General features: G+C 57.5%; 19 protein-coding genes. 13 read left to right on the plus strand and 6 right to left on the minus strand.

The window, feature by feature from the left end; all coding sequences use genetic code 11:
* Positions 1-51: 51 nt before the first annotated feature.
* The 6 genes from AAC060_RS12265 to AAC060_RS12290 all read left to right on the plus strand — a co-directional run bounded on the left by AAC060_RS12265 (position 52) and on the right by AAC060_RS12290 (position 6,394).
* Positions 52-2,370, plus strand: a complete 2,319-nt coding sequence (locus tag AAC060_RS12265; protein WP_339826675.1) for a DNA translocase FtsK 4TM domain-containing protein — start codon at positions 52-54, stop codon at positions 2,368-2,370.
* 91 nt (positions 2,371-2,461) lie between these two features.
* Entirely contained in the window at positions 2,462-3,091 is a 630-nt protein-coding gene (locus tag AAC060_RS12270) for an outer membrane lipoprotein carrier protein LolA (RefSeq protein WP_339826617.1), read from the plus strand.
* A gap of 292 nt (positions 3,092-3,383) precedes the next feature.
* Positions 3,384-4,178 (plus strand): exodeoxyribonuclease III, encoded by a 795-nt coding sequence (gene xth, locus AAC060_RS12275; RefSeq protein WP_339826619.1) that lies wholly within the window; start codon positions 3,384-3,386, stop codon positions 4,176-4,178.
* On the plus strand, positions 4,175-5,272 hold the full coding sequence (gene ribA / locus AAC060_RS12280) for a GTP cyclohydrolase II (protein ID WP_339826621.1): 1,098 nt from the start codon (positions 4,175-4,177) through the stop codon (positions 5,270-5,272). The genes xth and ribA overlap by 4 nt, the downstream gene beginning before the upstream one ends.
* A 43-nt stretch (positions 5,273-5,315) precedes the next feature.
* On the plus strand, positions 5,316-5,777 hold the full coding sequence (locus AAC060_RS12285) for a DUF3237 domain-containing protein (protein WP_339826623.1): 462 nt from the start codon (positions 5,316-5,318) through the stop codon (positions 5,775-5,777).
* Between the two features lie 131 nt (positions 5,778-5,908).
* Positions 5,909-6,394: a DUF2165 family protein gene (locus tag AAC060_RS12290; RefSeq protein WP_339826625.1), complete on the plus strand. Its 486-nt coding sequence runs from the start codon at positions 5,909-5,911 to the stop codon at positions 6,392-6,394.
* Between the two features lie 93 nt (positions 6,395-6,487).
* Here the strand turns inward: AAC060_RS12290 and ssb are convergent, their stop codons facing one another.
* From ssb to AAC060_RS12310, 4 genes are all read right to left on the minus strand, one after another.
* The gene (gene ssb / locus AAC060_RS12295; protein ID WP_339826627.1) at positions 6,488-7,018 is read right to left on the minus strand and encodes a single-stranded DNA-binding protein; all 531 of its coding nucleotides are present in this window, start codon (positions 7,016-7,018) and stop codon (positions 6,488-6,490) included.
* Between the two features lie 46 nt (positions 7,019-7,064).
* On the minus strand, positions 7,065-8,924 hold the full coding sequence (locus AAC060_RS12300; RefSeq protein ID WP_339826629.1) for a ferrous iron transporter B: 1,860 nt from the start codon (positions 8,922-8,924) through the stop codon (positions 7,065-7,067).
* 3 nt (positions 8,925-8,927) lie between these two features.
* Positions 8,928-9,197, minus strand: a complete 270-nt coding sequence (locus tag AAC060_RS12305; protein WP_339826631.1) for a FeoA family protein — start codon at positions 9,195-9,197, stop codon at positions 8,928-8,930.
* Positions 9,198-9,322: 125 nt separating this feature from the next.
* Positions 9,323-9,988 carry a COQ9 family protein gene (locus AAC060_RS12310; RefSeq protein ID WP_339826633.1) on the minus strand — a complete coding sequence of 222 codons (666 nt, stop codon included), beginning with the start codon at positions 9,986-9,988 and terminating at the stop codon, positions 9,323-9,325.
* 130 nt (positions 9,989-10,118) lie between these two features.
* On the opposite strand from AAC060_RS12310, the gene AAC060_RS12315 reads away from it, so the two are divergent.
* On the plus strand, positions 10,119-11,219 hold the full coding sequence (locus tag AAC060_RS12315) for an alkene reductase (protein ID WP_339826635.1): 1,101 nt from the start codon (positions 10,119-10,121) through the stop codon (positions 11,217-11,219).
* 23 nt (positions 11,220-11,242) lie between these two features.
* Here the strand turns inward: AAC060_RS12315 and AAC060_RS12320 are convergent, their stop codons facing one another.
* Entirely contained in the window at positions 11,243-11,698 is a 456-nt protein-coding gene (locus AAC060_RS12320) for a DUF1465 family protein (RefSeq protein WP_339826637.1), read from the minus strand.
* Positions 11,699-11,858: 160 nt separating this feature from the next.
* Entirely contained in the window at positions 11,859-12,056 is a 198-nt protein-coding gene (locus AAC060_RS12325) for a DUF465 domain-containing protein (RefSeq protein ID WP_339826639.1), read from the minus strand.
* A gap of 96 nt (positions 12,057-12,152) precedes the next feature.
* On the opposite strand from AAC060_RS12325, the gene AAC060_RS12330 reads away from it, so the two are divergent.
* From AAC060_RS12330 to ftsH, 6 genes are all read left to right on the plus strand, one after another.
* The gene (locus tag AAC060_RS12330; RefSeq protein ID WP_339826641.1) at positions 12,153-12,401 is read left to right on the plus strand and encodes a YdcH family protein; all 249 of its coding nucleotides are present in this window, start codon (positions 12,153-12,155) and stop codon (positions 12,399-12,401) included.
* Between the two features lie 108 nt (positions 12,402-12,509).
* Positions 12,510-14,792 carry a phosphoenolpyruvate--protein phosphotransferase gene (gene ptsP / locus AAC060_RS12335; RefSeq protein WP_339826643.1) on the plus strand — a complete coding sequence of 761 codons (2,283 nt, stop codon included), beginning with the start codon at positions 12,510-12,512 and terminating at the stop codon, positions 14,790-14,792.
* Positions 14,793-14,967: 175 nt separating this feature from the next.
* A complete protein-coding gene (locus AAC060_RS12340) occupies positions 14,968-15,804 on the plus strand; it encodes a RodZ domain-containing protein (protein WP_339826645.1) in 837 nt (278 codons plus the stop codon).
* A 121-nt stretch (positions 15,805-15,925) separates the two neighbouring features.
* Positions 15,926-16,801, plus strand: a complete 876-nt coding sequence (locus AAC060_RS12345; protein WP_339826647.1) for a hypothetical protein — start codon at positions 15,926-15,928, stop codon at positions 16,799-16,801.
* Between the two features lie 3 nt (positions 16,802-16,804).
* Positions 16,805-17,758 carry a tRNA lysidine(34) synthetase TilS gene (gene tilS / locus AAC060_RS12350; protein ID WP_339826649.1) on the plus strand — a complete coding sequence of 318 codons (954 nt, stop codon included), beginning with the start codon at positions 16,805-16,807 and terminating at the stop codon, positions 17,756-17,758.
* Between the two features lie 161 nt (positions 17,759-17,919).
* Positions 17,920-19,872, plus strand: a complete 1,953-nt coding sequence (gene ftsH, locus AAC060_RS12355) for an ATP-dependent zinc metalloprotease FtsH (protein ID WP_339826651.1) — start codon at positions 17,920-17,922, stop codon at positions 19,870-19,872.
* The last annotated feature ends 18 nt before the right edge of the window (positions 19,873-19,890 follow it).

The following is a 19,890-nucleotide window of genomic DNA, read 5'->3' on the forward strand; positions in this document are numbered from 1 at the left end:
AGGAGCCTATAGTGAATGCGCGCCTTCGGCTGGGGTGACGCACAGGAGTATATGATGGCGGAAAAAGCCAATGAAGCAAATTGGCGCGAGATAATGCGCCTCAGCCTGTTGCGCAGCGGTGCCCTGATCGGGGCCGTGACGATTGTGCTGTCGACCCTGTTCCTGTTTTTGGCACTGGTCAGCTATTCGCCCAGTGATCCCTCGTTCAATACGGCTGCCGGCAGCGTCGAACATAATTGGATGGGGGTTTTAGGTGCCTATCTGTCCGATATTTCCCTGTCGCTGATCGGCTTGCCCGTCGCCCTGTTCCTGCCCCTGCTGCTGGTGTTCGCCAATCGCCTGTGGCGCGATATTCCCCAGCCTGACTGGAAAAAACAATTGCTCTGGTGCCTGCTCGCGGCCTTGCTGGTCGGTACCAGTCTCGCATTATGGGTCCCGGAACCGGAAATGGAGTTGCCATCCGGTCTCGGCGGACTCGCCAGCATGCTGTTGGCCAACGGTACCAGTGCCGGGCTCAACGCAATTTCGGCCAGCTGGAGCGGCGTGATTTCCGGCGTCCTGATCGCACTCACCCTGACTACCGGCCTTGTTCTCGGCTATTCCAGCCTGCGCCTGGACCGGCCGCTGTTTTCGGGACCGTCCTTGAAAATCCCGGCGGTTAAAAATCCGTTTGTGCAGAAAGATGAAGGCCTGGTGATCGAGCCCGATCGTTCCGGCGCTGTCCAGGCGAAAGTCAAAAAGGATCCCGCCCCGCGCAAGGAAGTCAAACCCGACAACCGGCCACCGCCGGAAATCAGCGACCGCGCCTTGCCACCGAAAAAAGCCGGCGCCAACAAAGCCAAGCAGGGTGATTTCTTCGGACCTTATGTGCTGCCCTCGCTCGACCTGCTGACCCCTGCTCCTGAACAGAGCAACAATGTGATCGACAAGGCCGGACTGGAACGCAACGCGCGGCTGCTGGAATCCGTGCTCGACGATTTCCACGTCAAGGGCACGATCAACGCGGTCCGCCCCGGCCCCGTGGTCACCATGTACGAGCTGGAACCGGCGCCGGGCATCAAGGCGAGCCGCGTCATCCAGCTCGCCGAGGATATTGCCCGCAATATGTCGGCGCTGTCGGCGCGTGTCGCCGCCATCCCCGGACGCACGGTCATGGGTATAGAATTACCCAATGCCACCCGCGAGATGGTGGTGTTGCACGAGATGGTCGGCAGCGACAGCTTCGCCGAACAGACCGGCAAGCTGCCGATCATCCTGGGCAAGAATATCTCCGGCGATCCGGTCATCGCCGATCTGGCACCAATGCCGCATCTGCTCGTCGCCGGTACTACCGGTTCGGGTAAATCTGTCGGCCTGAACTGCATGATATTGTCGCTGCTCTACCGGCTCACGCCGGACGAGTGCAAAATGATCATGATCGATCCGAAGATGCTGGAACTCAGCACCTATGACGATATTCCGCATCTATTGTCTCCCGTCGTCACCGAACCGGCCAAGGCGATCCGCGCGCTGAAATGGGCGGTCGAACAAATGGAAGAACGCTACCGGATGATGTCGTCGATTTCGGTCCGGAATCTCGCGAACTATAACGAGAAGGTAAAAGGCGCCAAGGCCAAGGGCCAACCGCTCGGTCGCCGCGTCCAGACCGGCTATGATCCCGAAACATCGCGCCCGATCTACGAGGAAGAGCAGCTCGACTTTGAAGTATTGCCGCAGATCGTGATCATCGTCGACGAGCTTGCCGACCTGATGATGACCGCCGGCAAGGAAGTCGAATTCCTGATCCAGCGGCTGGCGCAAAAAGCGCGTGCGGCCGGCATCCACCTGATCATGGCCACCCAGCGACCCTCGGTCGACGTCATCACCGGCGTAATCAAGGCCAACCTGCCGACCCGGATCAGCTTCCACGTCACCTCCAAGATCGACTCCCGCACCATTCTCGGCGAGCAGGGCGCGGAACAGCTGCTCGGCAAGGGCGACATGCTCTACATGCCCGGTGGCAAGCAACTGACCCGGGTTCACGGCCCCTTCGTCTCTGATGACGAAGTGCGGCGGGTCGCCGACCACTGGCGCTCGCAAGGAGCGCCTGCCTATATCCAGGCCGTGACCGAGGAACCCGAAGATGGCAGCTTTGCCCTCGATGGCGCAGACTTGAGCGACAATAAGGAAGACCGGCAATATACGCAGGCCTGCCAGATCGTCTTCGAAAGCCAGAAAGTATCGACCAGCTGGCTGCAGCGGCAATTGCGGATCGGCTATAACACCGCTGCCCGGATCATCGACCGGATGGAGGAAGATGAATTTATCACCGCGCCCAACCATATCGGTCGCCGCGAAGTGTTGCGCGATCAGCATGGCCAGCCGCTCTAAAGAAATCTGGTCTTTTTGCTGACGAAGTGATTAAGCCATTGTTCAATCGCCACTGGCTAGGCGAATATCTGGATAATCTGGAGTTTTCGTAATGTTGAAATATGGTTTCGCCTTGATCGCTGCGCCTCTGGCCCTGACAGCAAGCCTGCCCGCCACCGCACAGCAAAGCCCTGCCGACAGTCTGTCGAAAATTTCGAACCATTTGCGCGCCATGTCGACCATGACCGCAAATTTCAGCCAGACGGACCGCAGCGGCCAGTCGATGACCGGAACGCTGATAATCAAGCAACCCGGCAAGATTCGCTTTCAATATCAAAAGGATGCCAATCTGCTGATCGTCGGAGACGGGAAAGCCCTGACTCTGATCGACTATGAAGTGAACCAGGTCCAGCGCTGGCCGATCAGCAACAGCCCGCTCGCGGCGCTGCTCAACCCTGAGCGGGATCTGTCGAAATACGGGAAACTCGTTCCGACTCGCAATCCGAACGTGCTGAGCGTCGAGGTCAGCGACCCAAAACGTCCGGAATATGGCGTAATAACAATGGTTTTCACCAAAAAAGCCGGCGCGCCGGGCGGATTGAGTCTCGACGGCTGGGTGTCGCTGGATTCAAAGAATAATCGCACATCGATCCGCCTTTCCAACCAGAAATTCGGTGTTCCGGTGGCCAACAGCAGCTTTAACTGGACCGACCCGCGGCGGAAAAGCCGCAGCAAGCGATGAACCGAGACGGGCTACCGATCAGCAGAAGATGATCTTTCATCCGTTCATATTCCCGACAGAAATGCAGAGCTATAACCGAACACAGGATGAGAAGAGACAGTCAGGTCTTCCCCCCTGTTACCTGACCCAAAACGTTTCAACCCATCCTACTGCGTGACGAACGCGAGTTAGCCCCCACCTCCTTAATGCCCCCGGAGGTGGGGGTTTTACTTTCCCCGACCAGCAAAATTACTACACAGCGCTATTGCCTTTAGGCTTGGGTTTCTCCGCGAGCGTGGCTATCAGACTCGGCATGAGTGATAGTCTGAAAATCGTCAGCTGGAATATTAACAGCATCCGCGCCCGCCTCGACATCGTCGAACGCTTCCTGACCGAAGAAGCACCCGATGTTCTCTGCCTTCAGGAAACCAAGGTTCGGGATGACCAATTCCCCGAAGGGATGTTCCGGCGCCTCGGCTATAATCATATGATCCTGAACGGCCAGCCGATGCATCATGGTGTCGCGATCATCAGCCGCGTTCCGTTGCACAAGGATGAACGGTTCGACTGGCAGGATAATGGCGAAGCCCGCCATGTCGGCGCGGTCCTGCAAAATGGCATAAGAATTGAGAATGTCTATATCCCCGCCGGCGGCGAAATCGCCGACCGCGAGATCAATCCGAAATTTGGCCAGAAGCTCGATTTCTTCGGGCGGATGACCGAATGGTCGAGCAATCTCAAAGAACCGACAATCCTGATGGGTGACTTCAACGTGGCGCCGCTGGCCTCCGATGTCTGGAGCCACAAAGCCTTGCTCAAGGTCGTCAGCCACACCCAGATCGAGATCGACCATCTCTACGCGATGCGCGATGCCCATGGCTGGGTCGACGTCGGTCGCAAGCTGATCCCCGATCCCGAGCGGCTGTTCACCTGGTGGAGCTATCGCGCCAAGGACTGGCGGGCATCGGACAAGGGCCGGCGGCTCGACCATGTCTGGGTCAGTCCTGAACTGGGAGACAAGGCCGTCAGCCATTCGGTTCTCGAAGATGCGCGCAGCTGGGGCAAGCCATCGGATCACGCGCCATTGATCACGGAATTCGAATTTTGAACGCAGCGCCTCTCGACGGGGCCCGCAAGGTAGATGGGGCCGACAAGGCTGCCGCCCGCCGCGCGGCCCGCGCGATTGATGCCCTCCGACGCGGCTGGCCGGTCGGCGTTGAAGCGGATGGCTCGCGGCTGAACCTGCTGCCGGTAGAAACCGGCGATCTGGAAGCGCCCCTGCCCACGTCCGGAACGATATCGCTGATCATCTCCGCCAGCCGTGCAGCGACGCTGAAGCTGCTCAACCAGTTTGCCGCCGCCGACCCGAACCTGCCGATCCAGATCAGCCTGCCCGCACCCGTCACCGCGGCCGAGATTATCGCGATCGTCGATCCGGTGCTCGACATGCAATATCCGATGAAGGGCCCGTTCCGCAGCGAGACGCTGACCAATGCGCCCGCCGCCACCGCAGCGATGGAACTGGCCCGCCACGGCGGCCTGCTGCCTGCGTTTGTGATCGTCGATAGCGCGGAAGATATTGTCGAGGCGGAAGATGCCGCCGCCTATGCCGATTCTGCGGCCCTGACGATCAGCGCCCATGCCCGGCTACCCGTAGCGGCCAATTCAGAAGCACATATTTACGGTTTCCGCAGCGATGCCGATGCCACCGATCATATTGCACTGGTCATCGGCAAGCGCGACAGCAGCACGCCGGTCGTGCGCCTGCACAGCGAATGTCTGACCGGCGATGTTCTCGGCAGCCTGAAATGCGACTGCGGCCCGCAACTCCACGCCGCGCTGCACCAGATGGGCGAAGCGACCTGGGGTGTGCTGCTTTATCTACGGCAGGAAGGCCGCGGGATCGGCCTGATCAACAAGCTGCGCGCATATGCGCTTCAAGATCAGGGTTTTGACACGGTCGACGCCAACCAGCGGCTGGGGTTTGCCATCGATGCGCGGGATTTCTCGATCGCGGCCCGGATGCTGGAATTGCTCAACGTGCCCAAGGTCAAATTGATGACCAACAATCCGGAAAAAGTGGAAGGTCTGGAAGCATGCGGCGTGACGGTCGAAGAACGCCTGCCGGTCAAGATTGCTGCCAATCCGCACAATGAATTTTACCTCGACACCAAGCGGGACCGGACCGGGCATAAATTGTGACGCTCATGGCGAACCTGCCTGAGCAACAGAAAAGACATATCCGATGACACAGCTCAAGCATGAACATCTGATAACCCTGACCCTGACGGTCGACTTCGCGGGCATGTTGATGATCGGCAAAACACCGGCCGGCTTGCGCCGCATCGCGCCGGTCACTGGGGGCCGCTTCTCCGGCGAGCGCCTGAACGGCCAAGTTCTGCCCGGCGCCGACTGGGTGATCAACCGGCCCGACGGAGTGATGGAAATCGATGTCCGCTTGCCGCTGCAAACAGACGACGGGGCGATGATTTATCTGAGCTATCAGGGCCGGTTTCTGGCCGACCCGGAAGTCATGGGGCGCTTCGCCAAGGGCGCACTGCTGAAACCAGAAGAATATTCGCTGGCGGTATCGGCGAAGTTTGAATCGGGTGCAGAGCAATATCTCTGGCTGAACAACGTCGTCGCCGCCGGAACCGGCGAGCAGACCGCTAACGGGCCAGTTTATTCCTTCTTCGAGATCGGTTGAGCAACCTCACCTGACGGAGCGCAAACTCAACAACGAGGGGCATTTTTTGACTTTGCTGCTGTTTGCGTATTAAAAAACTTCTGTTTCCGGCTCCCAAAAGCCCGGCGACAAACGGGAGGGGGAAGAAAATCATGTTACGCATCTTGAAAATCTTGCTTATTTTGAGCGTCGCCACTTGGGCTGCACTGGGCGTCTTCGGGAATATTCTCGACTGGAACGGAACGACGGGAGCGGTGGCTGCTACCACTTCCATGTCGACATTTGACGGAGGGGCGGACGACTGGCGAGCCACATCCACTCCCGCCATAGTTCTGGCCGGGGCCTTGGCCATTATATTGCTGAAATCTGCCAGCGCAATTTTGTGCCTGACCGGAGCGTGGCAGATGTGGACCGCGCGCGCAGGTGACGCCGCCGCCTTCTCAAAGGCAAAAACTTACGCTCTCGCTGGCTGTGCTGTCGCGATTTTCATGCTGTTTACAGGCTGGATCGTCATCGCAGAAACATGGTTCGAGCTGTGGCGATCCGAGGTCCTGCGCGAAGCGGCGCTCGACGCCGCCTTCCGCTATTGCGGGATGATCGGATTGATTGCGCTGTTTGTCGGGATGCGAGACGAATAGGTCAGCCACTTTTTCTATAGCGAAAAAGGGCCGACCCGTCGTTCTGTAAAGATCGTGATCGATGGACCAGACAATCTCCGGCTCTATATTTTCCTAGAACGGAACGTCGTCGTCCAGATCGCTGTCAAACGCGCCACCGCCCTGACCGCCGCCCGAGCCGCCGCCGGTCTGGCCCCAACTATCGTTGCCGCCACCGCCGCCGGATGGCGCGCCGCCACCTTGGCCGCCACCCCAGCCGTCGTTCGAGCCGCCGCCCTGACCGCCGCCACCTGGCTTGCTGTCGAGCATTTCCATTTTCGCGTCAAAGCCCTGCAGAACGACATCGGTCGAATAGCGGTCATTGCCGGACTGGTCCTGCCATTTGCGGGTTTGCAATTTGCCTTCGAGATAGACTTTGCTGCCCTTGCGGAGATATTTTTCGGCAACGCCAGCAAGGCCTTCGTTATAGATCGAGATATTGTGCCACTCGGTCTTTTCCTTGCGCTCGCCGCTCTGCTTGTCTTTCCAGCTTTCCGACGTCGCAACGCTGAAATTGCAGACTTTACCGCCATTGGCGAAGGTACGCACTTCCGGATCCTTGCCCAGATTGCCTACGATGATGACTTTGTTGATGCCGCCGGCCATTTCAAATTCCCCAAAAATATAACGTGAATATCGATTCTTGAGAACTCTATAGACCGAGGGCGACGGCACTCCAATATGTAATACCGGCAGCGACGTATGCGAGGGCAAAAAGATAGGCGAGCATGAACATCGGCCATTTCCAGCCGTTGGTTTCGCGTTTGGTCACAGCAATGGTCGAGATACATTGCGGGGCAAAGACAAACCAGGCGAGAAAGGCCAAAGCAGTCGGCAGCGACCAGCGGCTTTGCAGCCGCTCGGTCAGGGATTTGGCTTCCGCTTCTTCATCCGGCGCATCGATCGCGTAGGTGGTGGCCAGCGCTGCCACCGCCACTTCGCGGGCGGCCATCGCCGGGATCAGGGCGAGCGCGATGTCGCGGTTGAAACCGATCGGTTCGACGACGGGCGCGATGACGTTGGCGATCCGTCCGGCGACGCTATAGTCGACCTGACTCATCGCGCTGTCTCCCGGCACTTTCGGGAAGGTCAGCAACAGCCACAGAACGACGGTCGCGCCGAAGATGATCGTACCGGCGCGACGCAGAAAAATATAGGCGCGCTGCCACAGGCCGATCAGGACGTCTTTCATCCGCGGCAGCTGATATTTCGGCATTTCCATCAGGAAGCCGCTATTCGGCCCCTTGGTCACCGTCGACCGCAGCACCAGCGCGACGACCATCGCACCGACAATGCCAAAGACATAGAGCCCGAACAGCACCAGCCCTTGCAGACCGATACCAAGCCCGACATTGGTTGGCGGAATGAACGCGCCGATAATAATTGCATAGACCGGAAGCCGCGCCGAACAGGTCATCAATGGCGCCACCAATATCGTGGTCAGCCTGTCCCCGGGATCGGAGATGCTGCGCGTCGCCATGATGCCGGGGATCGCGCAGGCGAAAGAGGACAATAAGGGAATGAAGCTGCGTCCGGACAGGCCGACACTCGCCATCAACCGGTCCATGATGAAGGCCGCGCGAGTCATATAGCCGCTGGCTTCCAGGAGCAGGATGAACAGGAACAGGATTAAAATCTGCGGCAGGAATACCACCACCGAACCGACACCGCCAATGGCGCCTTCGATAATGAAGTCCCGCACGAAGCCCGGTGACATATTCGTTTCGACCGCAGCAGCAACCCATTCGCTGGCGCTTTCGATCAGACCGATCGGCGCCTCTGACCAGGCAAAGACCGCCTGAAACATGATGAACAGTACCGCGAACAGAATCAACGGTCCGGCGAAAGGATGCAGGAACACACTGTCCGCCCGCTCCGACCAGCGCCGGCCGGCGGTTTCGGAAATTATCACCTGATTGGCAATCAGCTTGGCCTGTTTGCGCAAGCCGTGATCGCGCCTATTGCTGATCACCGGTGCCGGCACATTGTCTTTTTGCTGGAGGCGACTTTCCAAAGCAGCGGACAATTCCTCCAGTCCGCGTCGCCGCACCGCCACGGTCGGGACCACGGGAACACCCAGAGCTTTGGAAAGTTTTGCCGGATCGAGGGTCAGGCCGTCGCGTTCCGCCAGATCCATCATGTTGAGCGCGACAACAACCGGCTGACCCAGCGCGATCACTTCGAGCGCGAAGCGCAAATGATTATCGAGATTGGCAGCATCGAGCACGATGACAATTGCGTCGGGTTTGCGCTCGCCCTGCTGCAGTCCCATGATGACCTTGCGCGTAACTTCCTCGTCGGGGCTGGTCGGATCGAGACTGTAGCTACCCGGCAGGTCGACCAGTTCGGCGGGCCGTCCGTCAGCGAAGGTAAAATGTCCGGATTTGCGCTCGACGGTGACGCCGGGATAATTGGCGATCTTCTGACGCGCGCCGGTCAGGGCGTTGAACAGGGCGCTTTTGCCCGAATTGGGGTTGCCCGCAAGGGCAATGAGAGGAGCAGCTTGGGTCATCGATCAGGCGGCGATCGTTGCCGGCGTCAATGTCACGGATATCGCCTGCGCATGCGATTTGCGGACGGCTATCATCATCCGTCCAACCTTCAGCGCGATCGGATCATTCAGGCCAAACATACCCTTGTGCAATTTTTCGACCGAAATGCCTTCATCAATGCCGAGCGCCCGCAGACGACGGCCTTCGCTTTCGGAGATGGCTGCCCAGTCAATCGCCACTATTTCCGCATTTTGCTTGAGTGACAGCTGGTCGAGGGTTGTCGGTGTTTGCATAATCGCAACGAGGCCTTTCTAATTGCGATTGATTATCAATACTGATTAGCTTTGGCGAGTCTTTTCTGTGAGATTATGCGCTGCGCGTGATGCTAATCTCCGATCAGGAGTTGCACAGCAATTTATCAGACTCCGCGATAGCGCAACCGGCCAACGAAGCGCGCCATGCTGAACCGGTCACCGCCCCGCCCTGTAATCTTGGCCTTGGCTTTCTCGAACTGCATGACATTCTCGATCCGGCGATCGAGAAACGCCTTTGTTTCCAGATAGTTTTTGCTCTCATCATCAAGAAAGACGCTGATCGTGCTGCCGTAGACGCCCGATAACAAGGTCCGCTTGGTATAATGATTATAGTCGGTGGCCGTGTCCCCGGCGAGCCGCCACATCTTGTCAGCAGCGCGCCAGCCCATTTTTGCGGCCCTGCGCAAATGGGGTGGCGCAGCCAATATCGCCAAAGCGCGCCGCAGTCCTTCGCGATCCACTGCCATTGCATCGAGTCTGGCTTCAACCAACGCCTTGATCCGTTGACGCACTTTCATCGCGGCGAGTTCTTCGGCACTATATTTCGTCGTCATTTGCCCATCAACCGCCTGAAACCACGCGTCGATCATATCAACCGGACCATCATTGAACGCGAGTCTTGCAAGATCATTATCGACGCCCGCCAGTTCCGCAGCGGACGAGACCGCCTTCTCGTTCCAGCCGTCAAACGCCGCCTGCGCAGCCAGTCCCGGCGCGAGAAAGGCGCGCACTTCATCCAGTGTAGGATCTTCGGGAAGCGATACAGACATGGGTGTTCCTTTGAAATCAGAGCTATCAATATAGACAGAAATTGCTTCGGTTCAAACCATTGCATTCGGACGTGCGGTCACTTAACTGTTTGATTAACAATCCACGCCTCCAGTTTCAGGGAATTCCATCTTGACCACATTGTTCGATCCGATCACCGTTGGCGCCATCGAGGCCCAGAACCGCATGTTCATGGCCCCGCTCACTCGCTGTCGCTCGACAATGGAATTTGTCCCCACTCCGATCATGGGCGACTATTATACCCAGCGCTCCGGTGCCGGCATCATCATTTCCGAAGCCACCGGCATCAGCCAGCAAGGCCTTGGCACACCATTTGCCCCGGGCATCTGGAATGACGCGCAGACCGAAGCGTGGAAACCGGTCATCGAACGGGTTCACAAAGCCGGTGGCAAGATCATCTGCCAGCTCTGGCACATGGGCCGCATCGTCCATCCCGATTTCCTCGATGGCGAGAAGCCCGTATCCGCTTCCGCGACAACCGCACCGGGCAGCGTACGAACCTATCAGGGCAAGAAAGACTATGCAGAAGCGCGGCCATTGGAAGTCTCCGAAATTCCGGCTCTTCTCGACGATTATCAAAATGCCGCAGAAAACGCGAAAAAAGCGGGCTTTGACGGTGTCCAGCTGCACGCAGCCAATGGCTATCTTATCGACCAGTTCATCCGTTCCGGCACCAATTTGCGAACCGACGAATATGGCGGACCGGTTGAAAACCGCATCCGCCTGCTCGGCGAAGTGACCCAGCGACTGGTCGATGTCTGGGGCAGCGACCGGGTTGCCGTCCGCCTCTCCCCCAATGGCGATTCCCAGGGTGCCGACGACGCGACTCCGGTCGAAACCTTCACCGCTGCAGCGAAACTGCTCGACAAGATCGGCATCGCCTTTCTCGAGCTGCGCGAGCCACCTGCCCACGGCACCTATGGCAACACCGATGTGCCGCCGGTCAGTCCGCATATCCGGCCGGTGTTCAAGGGGCCGCTGGTGCTCAACAGCGACTATTTTTATGATAATGCAACCGCAGCGCTGGCGGAGAATAAAGCCGACGCGATCAGCTTTGGCCGGACGTTCATGACCAATCCCGATCTGCCCGAACGGTTCCGCAAAGGCGCCGAGCTCAACCCGATCGACTTTACCCCGACATGGTATAGTCAAGGTCCTGAGGGATATACTGACTATCCGACGATGGAAGAAAAAGAGACGGCGACGGCCTGAGCGGCCGACGGTCTGCCAGACTGCTAGAAGCTGCTTTCCAGACGGCGGAACATGTCCTGAACCGCTGACTCAGCTTCCATTTCCTGTTGCAGGCGCGCCGACAGGCGTTGCAGGCGCTGGAACAGTTCCTCGCTCGCCACGATGATATGCCGGGCTTCCTCCGGGAAGCGATCGACCATCGGCTGGTCGGTCGCTGGCGCGTAGCCGAGCGCGCGATCATGGTTCCACATTTCGCCTTCGGTTAATTCCCCGCTGTGCATGGCCTTCTGGTTCAGCAACCACGCGATGCAGTGCATAAGCCGCGTCGTCACTTTCAGAGACTCGCAGGAAAAAGAAACCGCAAGATTGGGATCGTCGCTGCATTCCTCGCTGAATCGGCCGGATTCAAAATAGGACCGTGCTTCATCTGCCAGCACCATTGCTTCGGTATAAAGCCCGTCCATCAATTTCACGGTCAAGAGTGTTTCACGATCTGCCATGTTTGCTTCGTAGCAAAATATCACCCCTTATGGACAGGTGATTTCGAGCGACAGGCGGGCCCCGAAGAGCGCTGTTCCAAACTGATACGCGGGCGTGTCTGGGGTTAACTGGTGGATAGGTATAGTTAACAAATCTACAACCCGCCCTGCAGCTTGCGGGTCAGGCGATAATGTCGGGAATGAGCTGATTTTCAATCAATATGATGCGGTCGCGCAACTGCAATTTTCTCTTCTTGAGACGGGCCGCCCGGAGCTGATCAGAATTACCTGCCTCGACCAGCGCAATAATGGCCTCGTCGAGATCGCGATGTTCAATTTTCAGCAGTTCAAGCCGCATTTGCAACTCTTCATCGCTCATCCCCATTCCGGTTCAATCTCACCCCTTGCGTATGTGCAACAATTTTGTAATCTTATTCCTATTCATGGTTCATGTCGAAACCAAGACATTTAAACCATGAAGCCATTTCCGCACCGGAATTTGGCAACAGCAGCAAGAAAGGAAGCTTTGGTCCTCTTTCAATTTCAAAAAACCATTTTTGAGGAGATTTTAATGATTCAGAATCACATGTCCGCACTGCGCAACAAGCATGAAGCGCTCGAACGCCAGATCAATGAAGAAGAAACCCGGCCCCTTCCAGACACGATTCGAATCCATAATCTCAAGAAAGAAAAGCTCCGGCTGAAAGAAGAACTGCTAAATTGAGCGGGAATCGGCGACGCCGCTCGAACTGAACAGATAGCCAAAATCTGTTTTGCCACCGGGGCGCTTTTCGATATCGCACTCCCTTAGCCTTTCTGCTAGGCGAACGTCATGCCCGCAACAGATCCCGCAAGTACCAAGACCGCCCGCAACATCCTGACCGGCTTGCGGGCGATCATGGCGTCGCGCAGCCATCCCGAGGCCAAACTGAACCAAGTGGTCGAAACGATCGCCGACGCGGTAAGTAGCGAAGTCTGCTCGATTTACTTGCGCCGGGAAGGCGTGCTGGAGTTGTTTGCAACCCGTGGCCTCAACGCCGAAGCGGTTCACGTGACCAAGCTCGCGATGGGCGAAGGCCTTACCGGCTATATCGCCAAGAATGTCGAAACGCTGAATCTTGACGAGGCGGCCAGCCATCCCGATTTCCAATATCGTCCGGAAACCGGCGAGGAAAAATTCCACAGTTTTGCCGGCGTTCCGATCATCCGGAACCAGCAGGCCATCGGTGTTTTATGCGCCCAGCATGTCGAACCGCGCCGCTATTCCGAGGTAGAAATTGAAGCTTTCGAGACGGCTGCAATGGTTTTGTCGGAATTGATCACCAGCGCCGAATTTGTCGACGACAATTTCGCTGAAGAATCGGCGATGCTCGACAATGGCGCTGATCGGCTCAGCGGTTTGCAGCTGGTCAAGGGCAAAGCCAGCGGTCACGCGGTCTTCCATCAACCGCGAGTCAAAATCCAGCATACGGTCGCGGAAGATACCGAGGCGGAACGCCATCGGGTCTATTCCGCGTTCGACAAGATGCGGGCCCAGATCGACCTGATGACCAGTCAGGCGGAATTCGGTGTCGGCGGCGAGCATGAGGAAGTGCTCGAGACATATAAGATGTTTGCCTATGATGAAGGCTGGAGCCGGCGCATCAATGAAGCGATCGACAGCGGCCTGACTGCCGAAGCGGCGATCGAAAGAGTGCAGCAGCATACCCGTATGCGGATGCGGCAAATCGATGATCCGCTTTTGGCCGAGCGCATGCATGATCTGGAAGACCTTGCCAATCGTCTGCTGCGCACCGTTTCCGGCCAGATGGGCACTGCGGCAAAAATGGGTTTGCGGCAGGACACGATCCTGATTGCCCGCAACCTGGGTCCGGCTGAACTGCTCGAATATGACCGGCGCAGGCTCAAGGGCGTGGTCCTCGAAGAAGGTTCGCTGACCGCGCATGTCACGATCATCGCCCGTGCGATGGGGATCCCGATCCTCGGGCAGGTCAAGAACATCCGGCAAGTCGTCCGCGAGGACGATCATCTTTTGCTCAATGTCGATGATAATGTCGTATTCGTAAGGCCAGGCCCTTCGGTCGAGGAAGCGTTTGAAGCACAGCTGGAACTCAGCCAGAAAAAACGCGCCGCTTATTCCGAATTGCGGGACAAGGAAGCCGTAACCAAAGACGGTGTCCGGATCACCGTCAATATCAACGCTGGGCTGCGCGACGACTTGGCGCTGCTCAACCTGACCGGCGCGGACGGCATCGGACTGTTCCGGACCGAATTCCAGTTTCTCGTCGCCGCCACCATGCCCGGCCGGGCAGCGCAATCCCGCTTCTACCGCGATGTGCTGGAAGCCGCCGGCGACAAGCCGGTGATATTCCGCACCGTTGATATCGGAGGCGACAAACCGCTTCCCTATTTTCAGGCCAGTGAATCCAAAGAAGATAATCCGGCTCTGGGCTGGCGGGCGATCCGGATCGGCCTTGAACGGGATGCCCTGATGAAAGTTCAGGCGCGGGCCTTGATAGAAGCAGCGGCTGGACGGAAGCTGAATATCATGTTCCCGATGATCGCGGAACCTTGGGAATTTGATGAAGCCAAGGCGGTATTCGAACATCAGCGCACCTATCTGCGAAGTCAGAAAAAGAGATTGCCGTCGCAAATCCGCTATGGCGCCATGCTCGAGGTCCCTGCCCTGGCAGAATGTCTGGATCTGATGGCAGACCGGCTCGACTTTCTGTCGATCGGCACCAATGATCTGACCCAGTTTCTTTTCGCCGCCGACCGGAGCAATCCGAAACTTGCCGAACGGTTTGACTGGATGAGCCCGGCAATTCTCAGATTTATACGCCGCGCCTCGGAGAATGCGGAACGCTATTCGATTCCTCTCGGCATTTGTGGAGAGATGGGCGGCCGTCCTTTGGATGCCCTCGCGCTTCTGGGATTGGGCATTCGCAGCCTGTCGATTACGCCGGCTTCGGTTGGCCCGATCAAGGCGATGGTGCGGTCACTTGACCTCGGCCAGGCAAAACTGGAGATCGAAGCGATCTTGAAAGAAGCGCCTGCCCAACCGCGAGCGCGGCTCGAGCAATGGGCCATTGAGCACAACATCGACCTGGATTGATCGCTATATTCCGGCAATAAACCGGCAAATTGGTGGCCAAAAAGACGAAAATCGTAAAATGCACCACATCGACCACGATAGTCATTGACTTTTGCCGCCCAAACTGGCTTTTTTCGTCAATTATCCGGGGGTGTGCGAAAAGGGTCGCAGAATGATCCGGCCAGAGGAGTATGCAGTGGCCGACGAAACCAATGATGGCGAGAATATTGAACTGACTTTGCACAGCACAGGCGCATTATTGCGTGAGGCGCGTGAGCAGAAGAAAATGTCGCTGGAGGAGATCGCCAAAAAAACCAGAATTCCGCAACGCCATCTGGCGTCGCTGGAAATCGGTGATTTTGAAGCGCTTCCCGGACGAACTTATGCAATCGGCTTTGCCAAATCCTTCGCCCGAGCCGTCGGGCTGAGCGATGCATCCATCGGCAGCCAGTTGCGCGAGGAAATGGACGAACAGGGACACGGGAGCTACCAGCCAGAATTGAGCGAATATGATCCGGCCGATCCCTCCAGCATTCCACCGCGCTATCTGGCATGGACCGCAGCCGGCATTGGCGCTTTGGTGCTCGTTGGTTATCTGGTCTGGCGCACTTTAATCCTGAATCCCGGTGAGGTTACCCAGATCGCGGAACAGGAATCTGCAACCGAGGTGGTAAGCACTGCGGGCAATCCTGATTCACAAAATCTCGACGCAAGCGGGACGACACCATCCAGTCAGGGAACTGTCATCTTGACCGCGACCCAGAATGTATGGCTGAAAATCTATGATGCCGAGGGCAAACGCCTGTTCGAAAACGAGATGGCAGCGGGGGAAACATTCACGGTCCCGGCTGACGCTGACAATCCGCAGATTCTGACCGGGCGTCCCGACGCACTGACCGTTACGATAGACGGCCAGGTCGTCCCGCAACTGGGCACGGCGGAGCGGACGATCAAGGATGTCGGGGTCAGCGCAGCAGCGTTGCTGGCCCGGACAGAAGCCAGCGGTCCGGCAGCCGTTTTATCGACTGATTGAGAAACGCACAAGCCGACATACTGGTAAAAAAGGTTGGGAACCCGCCGGTTTCCGACCAAAATCTTCTTTACTTTTCAGGGTGGTATATGGTTAATATACGCCAAATTCAGCGGAGGCTTCGATGAAGACATTCGGTATCACAATCCTGCTCACCAGCTTGCTCATCAGCACACCGGTGTCGGCACAAGATGCAAATACAGACAAGCGTGTTGATCGGCTCGAACAGGAGATGCGCGCGGTCCAGCGCAAGGTTTTCCCCGGTGGCACAGGCCGCTATTTCGAACCCCAGATCACGGCTGATACCGGCCCCGCATCATCCGGAACAACAAATACGACGTCGGCTGTCACCGACCTTATCGCCCGCGTTGACGCGCTCGAGCGCAGTCTGGCAAACCTTACGGGTCAAGTCGAGGAAAACGGATTCCGGTTGAAGAAAATCGAGGACCGTTTGGCCGCGACCGAAGCGCCGGTCGTTAGCTCGACCGTCACTGGCGGATCGACCGCTAGCGGCTCCACAACAGCGGTGGCGAAAAAACCAGCGCCAGAGGCCGCTCCCGATCCCAAACGCGTTGTCGGCGTCGCTGCGATCGTCATGCCCGAAACCGGAGATGCCGCTGAAGATGCCTATATTTACGGCTACCGGCTGTGGGAAGCAAAATTCTACCCCGAAGCGCAGACCCAGTTGAAAAAAATGGCCGATGAATATTCGAGCCATCGGCGGGCGAGCTACGCTCAAAATTTGCTGGGCCGTGCCTATCTCGATGACGGAAAGCCGGCACTGGCTTCGGTTGCTCTATATGAAAATTACCAGAAACGCCCCCGCGGCGAACGCGCACCGGACAGCCTCTATTTTCTGAGCACGGCGCTGGTACAACTGGGCAAGAAAGCGGATGCCTGCCGGGTCCTGGCCGAAATGCAGGATGTTTACCCCGACGTCGCCAGTGGCCGGCTTGCCAGCCAAGTCGCATCGGGCAAGACTGCCGCCAACTGTAAGTAGCTCATGGGCAATGAAAACGCCTCGCTCACAAAAGATTTTGCAGAGGCCGTATATCGCCTGATTCCAGCGTTTGAATCGAATGAAGAAAAACTGGGCCTGGCCGTTTCCGGCGGTCCCGACAGTCTGGCTTTGCTACTGCTGGCCTTTGACGTCTTTCCAGGCAGAATTGCCGCGGCCACAGTCGACCATGGCTTGCGCCCTGCGGCAGCGACCGAAGCAGAATTTGTTGCGTCGCTGTGCCGCGAACGAGCGATCCCCCACGAAATATTGCGACCCGTTGTGCCGATCCGCGGCAGCATCCAGAGCGCGGCCCGGCACGCGCGCTACGGACTGCTGCACGACTGGATGAAGGAAAATAATATCCATTGGCTGGCGACCGCCCATCATGCGGATGATCAGCTCGAAACCATGATCATGCGGATATTGCGTGGCAGCGGGATCGACGGAATGTCGGGCATAAGGGAGAAACGGTCCAATATTGTCCGGCCCCTGCTCCATTTCCAGAAATCAGCGCTGATAAGCTTCGTGGCCAGCCAGGGTATCGAAGCGGTCGATGACCCCTCAAATCGCGATCAGGGTTTCGACCGGGTGCGGGTGCGACAGGCGCTAAAGGATCTGGAAGGATTTGATACCAGTCTCGCCAGTCAGAGCGCGAGCGCATTGGGCTCTGCCCGTGAAGCTATCGAGTGGCACGTCGAACAGCTTGCCGTGGAGCATATCATAACTGCCGATAGCGGGTGTGCGCTCGACAAAACCGGGTTCCCGCACGAGATTCAGCGGCGTCTGCTGCTCAAATGCCTGCATATTTGCGATGCTTCCCTGTCCCCTCGCGGCAGCCAGATTGACCAGACAATTATCGCTCTGGAACGCGGTGAAACCGTCACACTTGGCAATATTTTATGCCGCGGTGGAGAGAATTGGACTTTCCAGACCGCTCCGCAGCGCCGGAATAGCTGAATTCTCCGACGCTTGCCCGTCCGGCTCCGATTACACTGATCGGTAAAAACATTGGCGTTCATATTGTCATCCTCGGGAAAAGGACTATCTTTAGGGGAATGAGAATATTGCGTTTGATGCCCATCATCCGCGACAACAATGATTACAGGACAAGATGCGCAATGAATGACGAACAGGATCCGAAAGAAAACCCGTGGATGAAGAGCATGTTCATCTGGGCTGGCGTCATCATAGCGCTTCTGCTCACCGTTTCGATGTTTGGTGCAGGTGCCGCGAGCGATGCAGGTACCGGGATCAGCTATTCCTCCTTCCGCAATAAAGTAGAAGAAGGCAGCGTCAAAAGCGTTGCCATCGCGCCGGACCAGATCACCGGCGAACTCACCAATGGCGACAAATTCTCGACCACACCGGTCGGCAACGATCCGTCTCTGGTGACGCTGCTTGATGAAAAGGGCGTGGAATATAGCGGCAAGGCTCAGGAACAGGCGAGCATCTGGCAGATCATTCTGGTCCAGTCCCTGCCCTTCATTCTGATCCTCGGCATCGCCTTTTTCGTGCTGCGGCAGATGCAAAAGGGCAGCGGCTCCGGAGCCATGGGTTTTGGCAAGTCCAAGGCGAAGCTTCTGACCGAAAAACAGGGCAAGGTAACCTTTCAGGACGTCGCCGGCATCGATGAAGCCCGCGAAGAACTGGAAGAAATTGTCGAATTTCTGAAGAATCCCGGACGCTTTGCCAAGCTTGGCGGCCAGATTCCCAAGGGCGCGCTGCTGGTCGGTTCGCCTGGTACCGGTAAAACCCTGCTGGCCCGTGCTATTGCAGGCGAAGCAGGCGTACCGTTTTTCTCCATCTCCGGTTCCGATTTTGTCGAAATGTTTGTCGGTGTCGGTGCCAGCCGTGTCCGTGACATGTTCGAGCAGGCGAAGAAAAACGCACCATGCATCGTCTTCATCGATGAAATCGATGCGGTCGGTCGCCATCGTGGCGCCGGACTTGGCAATGGCAATGACGAACGCGAGCAGACATTGAACCAGTTGCTGGTCGAAATGGACGGCTTCGAGGCGAATGAAGGTATCATCATCATCGCCGCGACCAACCGTCCCGACGTGCTCGATCCCGCTCTGCTGCGTCCCGGTCGCTTTGACCGTCAGGTTGTCGTGCCTCGTCCCGATATCGAAGGACGCGAAAAGATCCTTGCCGTGCATATGAAGAAAGTGCCGCTGGCACCGGACGTCGACCCGCGCACTATTGCACGCGGAACGCCTGGTTTCTCCGGTGCCGATCTGGCCAACCTGGTCAATGAGGCTGCCCTGATGGCTGCTCGCCGTGGCAAACGGATGGTCGCGATGAGCGAGTTCGAGGATGCCAAGGACAAGGTCATGATGGGCACCGAACGCAAGTCGATGGTGATGACCGAAGATGAAAAGAGAATGACCGCCTATCACGAAGCCGGCCACGCTCTGGTCTCCGTGCACGAACCGGCTTCTGATCCGATCCACAAGGCGACAATCATCCCCCGTGGCCGTGCGCTTGGTATGGTCATGCGCCTGCCGGAACGCGACAATTACAGCTACCATCGCGACAAGATGCACGCCAATCTGGCCGTGTCGATGGGCGGCCGCGTCGCCGAGGAAATCATCTTCGGCTATGACAAAGTCTCCTCCGGCGCTTCCGGTGACATTCAATATGCCACCAAGCTGGCGCGCGACATGGTCACCCAGTGGGGCATGTCCGACCTGATGGGGCCATTGCAATATGAAGAGGAACAGGGTGAAACCTTCCTCGGCTACTCGCAATCCCAGCGCGTCCATATGTCGGACGAAACCGCGAAGAAGATCGATCTGGAAATCCGCAAGCTGATCGACGACAGCTATGACCGGGCGAAGCATGTTCTGACCACGAACGAGAAGCAGCTCCATGCCCTCGCCAATGCGTTGCTAGAATATGAAACGCTGTCTGGCGAAGATATCGACGAGCTGGTCGAAACCGGCAAGCTGGCACGCCCGAATGGTGAGGTCGTCAAACCGGCTGCTGTACCGTCGGCCGGCGCGAGCATCCCGAAGGCGGGACGGAAGAAAAAAGGACCGTTTGGCGATCCAAAGCCACAAGGCGCCTAGTCCGGTTTCTGCCGATAG

Origin of the sequence: uncultured Parasphingorhabdus sp. (genome assembly GCF_963975555.1) — a bacterium.
GTDB lineage: Bacteria > Pseudomonadota > Alphaproteobacteria > Sphingomonadales > Sphingomonadaceae > Parasphingorhabdus.